General features: G+C 66.0%; 9 protein-coding genes. 5 read left to right on the top strand and 4 right to left on the bottom strand.

From position 1 onward, the window contains the following. Nucleotides 1–168, top strand: a 168-nt coding sequence (locus EN742_RS40050) for a hypothetical protein (protein ID WP_148670172.1), incomplete at its 5' end; no start/stop codon positions are given. After that, nucleotides 165–1,187, top strand: coding sequence for an esterase-like activity of phytase family protein (locus EN742_RS20730; RefSeq protein ID WP_126058062.1), 1,023 nt, complete (start codon nucleotides 165–167; stop codon nucleotides 1,185–1,187). The genes EN742_RS40050 and EN742_RS20730, both read left to right, overlap by 4 nt. Before the next feature lie 9 nt (nucleotides 1,188–1,196). Here the strand turns inward: EN742_RS20730 and EN742_RS20725 are convergent, their stop codons facing one another. The 3 genes from EN742_RS20725 to rpmB form a co-directional block, all read right to left on the bottom strand. Further along, nucleotides 1,197–1,868: a hypothetical protein gene (locus tag EN742_RS20725; protein WP_126058063.1), complete on the bottom strand. Its 672-nt coding sequence runs from the start codon at nucleotides 1,866–1,868 to the stop codon at nucleotides 1,197–1,199. Nucleotides 1,869–1,927: 59 nt separating this feature from the next. Then, nucleotides 1,928–2,608, bottom strand: a complete 681-nt coding sequence (locus EN742_RS20720) for a queuosine precursor transporter (RefSeq protein WP_126058064.1) — start codon at nucleotides 2,606–2,608, stop codon at nucleotides 1,928–1,930. A gap of 140 nt (nucleotides 2,609–2,748) precedes the next feature. Next, the gene (gene rpmB / locus EN742_RS20715) at nucleotides 2,749–3,045 is read right to left on the bottom strand and encodes a 50S ribosomal protein L28 (RefSeq protein ID WP_095804527.1); all 297 of its coding nucleotides are present in this window, start codon (nucleotides 3,043–3,045) and stop codon (nucleotides 2,749–2,751) included. 265 nt (nucleotides 3,046–3,310) lie between these two features. On the opposite strand from rpmB, the gene EN742_RS20710 reads away from it, so the two are divergent. Genes EN742_RS20710 through EN742_RS20700 form a run of 3 tightly spaced genes read left to right on the top strand, consistent with a single transcriptional unit; the run spans nucleotide 3,311 to nucleotide 5,686 of the window. Next, entirely contained in the window at nucleotides 3,311–4,102 is a 792-nt protein-coding gene (locus tag EN742_RS20710; RefSeq protein WP_126059345.1) for a DUF3108 domain-containing protein, read from the top strand. A gap of 28 nt (nucleotides 4,103–4,130) precedes the next feature. Continuing rightward, nucleotides 4,131–5,018 carry an EamA family transporter gene (locus EN742_RS20705; RefSeq protein ID WP_126058065.1) on the top strand — a complete coding sequence of 296 codons (888 nt, stop codon included), beginning with the start codon at nucleotides 4,131–4,133 and terminating at the stop codon, nucleotides 5,016–5,018. Continuing rightward, nucleotides 5,015–5,686, top strand: a complete 672-nt coding sequence (locus EN742_RS20700; protein ID WP_126058066.1) for a lysoplasmalogenase family protein — start codon at nucleotides 5,015–5,017, stop codon at nucleotides 5,684–5,686. Before EN742_RS20705 ends, EN742_RS20700 begins: the two co-directional genes overlap by 4 nt. Here EN742_RS20700 and EN742_RS20695 read toward each other — a convergent pair. Next, nucleotides 5,683–6,111, bottom strand: a complete 429-nt coding sequence (locus EN742_RS20695; protein WP_126058067.1) for a cupin domain-containing protein — start codon at nucleotides 6,109–6,111, stop codon at nucleotides 5,683–5,685. The two genes, EN742_RS20700 and EN742_RS20695, sit on opposite strands and share 4 nt — an antisense overlap. Nucleotides 6,112–6,147 lie beyond the last annotated feature (36 nt).

Here is a 6,147-nt window from a genome sequence, read left to right as displayed (position 1 = left end):
CTATTGGCCATCGGCATCGGCCATGACGTCACCCGCTACTATCGCCGTGCCGTCACCATCGTCGATGCCGAGGAACTGGCCGGCGCCATGACCGAGCAGCTCGCCTCGCTGTTCGGCGAGGAAAGCGCGCGCGAGATGCGGCGCGGCGGCTTGCGGCGCGCCGGATGAAGCTCATGGTGCGGGGCTTGCGGCGAACGGTTCTGGCTGCCTGCGCGCTGGCCGGCATGCTGTCGCCGGCCGTCGCCGCCGGTCTGGCTTCCATCGAGCCGGTCGAGATCTCGGCGCGGCCGATAGGCCAGTTCCGCATTGGCCATGACGACAAGCAGTTCGGGCCGCTGGAATTCGTCGGCGGTCTGGAGATGACCTCGCCGTCGCGCGATTTCGGCGCGCTCTCGGCCTTCCGCTTCCTCAAGCCCGGCGGCGACTTCATCGGCGTCGCCGACACCGGCTTCTGGTTTTTCGGCACGGTCGCACACGATGCCGACAAGCGGCCGTCGGGCATCCAGAATTTCCGCATGCAGCAGATGGTCGACCGGTCGGGACGGCCGATCGAAAAGAAATGGGAGGTCGACGCCGAGGGCCTCGCGGTCAAGGACGGCATCGCCACGGTCGGTTTCGAGCGAAACCAGCGCGTCGCCCAGTTCAGGATCGATCCCGACAAGATGAAGGCGCCGTTCAAGGAGCTCGACTATCTCGTGCCGGCCCGGGAGCTGCGCCAGAACCGCGGCTTCGAGACCGTCACCCATGCCAATCCCTACGGCCAGCACGAAGGCGGGCTGGTCGTGGTGTCGGAAAAGAGCCTGGACAAGGCCGGCAACATCTTCGCGGCGATCATCGAGGGCCCGAACAAGGGCGTCTTCACCGTCAAGCGCAATGGCGATTTCGACATCACCGACGGCGCCTTCCTGCCCGATGGCGATCTTCTGCTGCTCGAGCGCAGCTTCTCGATGGCGGGCGGGGTGAAGATGCGGCTGAGGCGCATCTACGGCGAGAGCGTCGAGAAGGGCGCCGTCGCCGACGGGCCGGTGCTGCTGGAGGCCGACATGGGCTACCAGATCGACAATATGGAAGGGCTCGACGTCTGGACCCGCGACGATGGCGCGCAGATGGTGTCGCTGATGTCGGACGACAACCACTCGATCCTGCAGCGCAACCTCTATCTGGAATTCATCCTGCACCAGGATTGAGGGGCCGGCCTAGGGCTTGGCCGCAATCCAGATGACGTGGCGGGCGCCGCGCTTGCCATGGGCACGCGCCTTGACCTCCTCGACGGTGAAGCCCGCCTGTTTCAGGCGCCGCGTGAAGCCGCTGTCCGGCCCTTGCGACCACACCGCCAGCACGCCGCCCGACTTCAACGCCGCACGTGCATGGCCGAGGCCGGCCGCGCGGTAGAGGGCGTCATTGTCCTTGTAGACGATGCCTTCAGGGCCATTGTCGACATCGAGCAGGATGGCGTCCCAGGCCGACATCCCGGCGCCGATGACGCGCCCGACATCGCTTTCCAGGATGGTGACGCGGGGGTCGTCGAGACAGCCGTCGAAAATCCCGGCCATCGGGCCGCGCGCCCAGGCGACGACGGCCGGCACCAGTTCGGCGACGGTGATGCTTGCGTCCGGGCCAAGCTCGGCAAGGGCGGCGCGCAGCGTGAAGCCCATACCAAGGCCGCCGATCAGGATTTTCGGCTGCTTGTGACCGGCGATCCTTTCGCAGGCGAGTTTTGCAAGCGCCTGCTCGGAGCCGCTGAGGCGGCTGTTCATCAGCTCATTGCTGCCGAGCATGATAGAGAACTCGGAGCCGCGCTGCTTCAAACGAAGTTCTTGTTCGCCATCAGGCGTCTTTGCCGAGTCGAGTTGGACCCAGGGTATCATGCTCTACCTTTGAGCATGATCTTGTCCGAAGACCGGTTCCCACTTTTCGGGATCATGCATTAGGTGGCCAGCGCCGGCTGGCTCCAGCGGGCGGCGAGCAACCGGTAGGGGATCAGCGCCACTACGGCGATGATCAGCTTCACCGAGAGGTCGCCGAGCGCCCAGGACACCCAGCGCATGGTCTCGGCCGGCAGCACACCCAGCAGCGGCGCCGCCTCCAGTGCGAAGGCATCGTTCGGGCCGGCGAAGGCGAAAGCGGCGGAGAAGGCGACGCCGAAGAAGATGATGGTGTCGAACACGGAGCCGACCAGCGTGCCGACGATCGGCGCGCGCCACCAGCTCTGCCGGCGCAGCCGGTTGAATACGGTGACGTCGAGCAGCTGCGCGGTGAGGAAGGCGGCGCCCGAGGCAGCGGCGATGCGCACCAGCCGGTCGGCGGCGGTCTCGAACTCGATCAGGCCGTGTCGGAACAGGAAGGGCGGGACGAGGATCGAGCAGATCACGGCCGTCATGAAGCCGACGAAGACGATCCTGCGCGCCACCGTCGGGCCATAGCGGCGGTTGGCGAGGTCGGTGACCAGGAAAGAGAAGGGGTAGGTGAAGGCGCCCCAGGTCAAGATGTCAGCCAGTGACAGGCCGCTGATCTCACCCTGCATCGGGAACTGCACAAGGATGTTGGAGGCCACGACGACGAGCGCCATGGCGGCCACGAAGGGCAGGTAACGCGAGAAGGAATTCATTTTTTTATCCTGGGTAATGGAACCAGCGGGAGCGCCGCCCTGGCGTGGACGACGCTATCGTCTTGCTTCGAATATGAAATCGGACCGGAAATCGCTTCGTGCTCCCGGTCCGGCTAGCGGCGGTGATCCGCCGAAAGGCGTCAGGCTGCCGGCTGCTCGGCGAGCTTCTTGGCGATCTGCTTCTTCAACAGACGGGCGCGCTGCGACAGCTCCTTGGCGTCGGCCTTGGCCAGGAAGGCGTCAAGGCCGCCGCGGTGCTCGACCGAACGCAGCGCGTTGGCCGAAATGCGCAGGCGCACATTCTGGTTCAACACTTCGGAGATCAGCGTCACATTGACCAGGTTCGGCAGGAAGCGGCGCTTGGTCTTGTTGTTGGCGTGGCTCACATTGTTGCCGGTCTGGACTGCCTTGGCAGTGAGCTCGCAGGTGCGGGACATGATACTAACCTTCAGTTCTCGGTCGGCCAAACCATTCGACCCGCGCCAGGCGGCGCGCGGTCTCGGTCAGGCGGCCTTATGGAAAAAGTTGGCGTTCCATAGTGGCATTTCACCGGCGCGTCAAGCTCCGGCCAGCCGGCATCGTCAGGCCATATTCCATATAAAGGCCGGATTTCTCCCTATAAGCCAGCGACATAGGGACATGCCAGCCTGGAATTGCCCGTTTCCCGGCTGAAAATCGAGGACTGCCATGCTTCGCCCCCCTGTGCTTCGTTTGCCATATGCGTTCGCTGGATTGCTCGCCGTGGCCCTGCCGACGGCAAGTTTCGCCGCCGCGGCGCCACAATCCTTCAAGGGTGAATACACGGTGTCGTTCCTCGGCCTTTCGGTGGCCAGGGCGACGTTCTCGAGCCGCTATGACGGCGATAATTACGCGATCAACGGCACCGTCTCAGCGGCAGGCCTCGCCAAGCTGTTCGACGACACAAAGGGCACGGTTTCGTCCAAAGGCACGATTTCAGGCAAGCAGATGCGGCCTGCGGCGTTCCGGGCCGACTACACGTCGGGCAAGAAGGCCTCGGTGGTCGACATCCGCTTCGCCAATGGCGCGGTAACCTCGACCGAGGTCATACCGGCGCCGAAGAAGCGCGATCCCAAGAGCTGGGTGCCGCTTGGCGCGGGCGACCTGAAGTCGGTTCTCGATCCGATGGCGGCGACCGTCATCCACGCCGACAGCCTCGATCAGGTCTGCGGGCGCACGGTCAAGTTCTACGACGGCGAGATGCGCGCCAACCTGACGCTGACCTATGCCTCGAAAGGGTCGATCTCGGTGCGGGGCTACAAGGGCGACACGGTGACCTGCCGGATGGGGTTCGAGCCGGTGGCGGGGTACCGCAAGGGCCGCAAGGCGCTGAATTTCCTCAAGGACCGGAGCCGCATGATGGTGACGTTTGCACCGCTCGGCCAAACCGGCGTATATGCGCCGATCCGCGCAACGGTCGGGACCCAGATCGGCCCGCTGACCATCAGCGCCGGACGGTTCGAAGCCATAAACTAGGCGCGTTTGCGCGCCGCCGGAGACAGGCATGGGGCGCGCAACACTGATCGGCTTCTCGGCGGTCGCCATGTGGTCGCTGCTGGCGCTGTTGACCGACGCGTCCGGCCAGGTGCCGCCATTCCTGCTGTCGGCCATCACCTTCGCCATCGGCACGTGCGTCGGGCTCGCCGCGCGGCTGGTGATGCCGGCCGCTGACCGGAGCAAAAAGATCCCGCCGCAAGTCTGGGTGATCGGCATTGCCGGCCTATTCGGCTACCATTTCTTCTACTTCACCGCGCTGCGCAACGCGCCGGCGGTGGAGGCGAGCCTGATCGCCTATCTGTGGCCACTGCTGATCGTGCTGGGCTCGGCGCTGATGCCGGGCGAGCGGCTAGCCTGGAACCACGTCGTCGGCGCGCTGCTCGGCCTCGCGGGAACGGTACTCATCGTCACCAAGGGCGGCGGGCTCGCCTTCGACGCGCGCTATGCCTTCGGCTATGCGATGGCCGGCGTCTGCGCCCTCCTGTGGTCGTCCTATTCGCTGTTGTCGCGGCGTTTCCCGTCGGTGCCGACCTCGATCGTCACCTGGTTTTGCGCCGCGACGTCGGCGCTTTCGCTGGCCTGCCACTTCCTGCTCGAGCAGACGGTGCTTCCCGTCGGCATCGGCCAGTGGCTGGCCGTGTTCGGCCTTGGCCTGATGCCGGTGGGGGCCGCCTTCTACGCCTGGGACATCGGCGTCAAGCGCGGCAACATCCAGGTGCTGGGCGCGGCGAGCTACGCCGCGCCGTTGCTGTCGACGCTGGTGCTGATCATTGCCGGCGTCGCCGAGCCGTCGCTGCGCATCCTCGCCGCCTGCGTGCTCATCACCGGCGGCGCGGCACTTGCCGCGAAGTCGCTGTTGCTGCGCAAAGCGGCCACGGGTGAGGCAAACGCATGATGCCGTTTCCCGGCGGCATCGACGCCAACGCCAATGCGACGCTGGTGTTCTCGCTGGTGGCGGCGGTGATCTACGCTTTCACGCTCAACATGCCGCCGAGCCTCGCCCGCTCGGCGGCAAAGACGCTTGCCGTCGCCGTGCTGGCGGTGCTCGCCCTCATGCAGGGCGGCCCATTTCTGTTGGCTGCCGCGCTCGCGCTCAGCGCCGTCGGCGATGCCTTCCTGTCACGCGATGGCGAGAGGGCCTTCCTTGGCGGGCTGGCCAGTTTTCTTACGGCGCATATCCTCTACGTTCCGCTGTTCCTGCAAAGCGGCGGCGGGCTGGATGTGCTTGGCTCCGAATCCTGGCGCGGCGCGATCGCGCTCGCCATGGCGGCATTCGCGATCGTCATGCTGGCGGCACTCTGGCGCCGTGTCGGCCCCGCCTTGCGCCTGCCGATCGCCGTCTATGTCGCGGCGATCCTCGCCATGGGGATTTCGGCGCTCACCACCAGCAATACGCTGGTGATCGGCGGCGCCATCCTGTTCATGGCGTCGGATGGGTTGCTCGCCGCCGAAAAATTCCTGCTCGCCGCCATCTCCCCGCACCGCGCCTGGATGCGTTACGCGGTCTGGGCGCTCTACTACGCCGCGCAGGCGGCGATCAGCTTGGGTTTTCTACTCGGCTAAGGCTGTTTCGGCTGCCAGCCCGGCTCGGCCATCTCGAAGGCGGCGAAGTCGAAGCCCGGCGCCACGGTGCAGCCGACCAGCGACCATTCGCCGAGGCTGCGCGCCGACTGCCACCAGCCGGCCGGCACCACGATCTGCGGCCGCTCGCCGGCGGCAAGGGCGATGCCCAGCACCTGCTCGATCACGCCGCCGCCTTCCTCATGCATCGACAGCGCCAGCGGCGCGCCGGCATGGAAGTGCCAGACCTCGGCCGCGTCCCTCACCCGGTGCCAGGCCGACAGTTGGCCCTCTTCCAGAAGGAAGTAGATGGCGGTCGAATGGCCGCGCGCGCCTCCGGCACCATCGCGAAAGGTCTCGGCATACCAGCCACCCTCCGGGTGCGGCTGCAAGCCGAGCGTGGCGATGATTTCGGCGGCACTGGTCATCGGCCGGAAGCTAGCACGAGGCTCAGAAATTGTCCT

The organism is Mesorhizobium sp. M4A.F.Ca.ET.020.02.1.1, from assembly GCF_004022645.1.
Taxonomy (GTDB): domain Bacteria; phylum Pseudomonadota; class Alphaproteobacteria; order Rhizobiales; family Rhizobiaceae; genus Mesorhizobium.
This window is presented reverse-complemented; position numbering and strand designations above follow the sequence as displayed.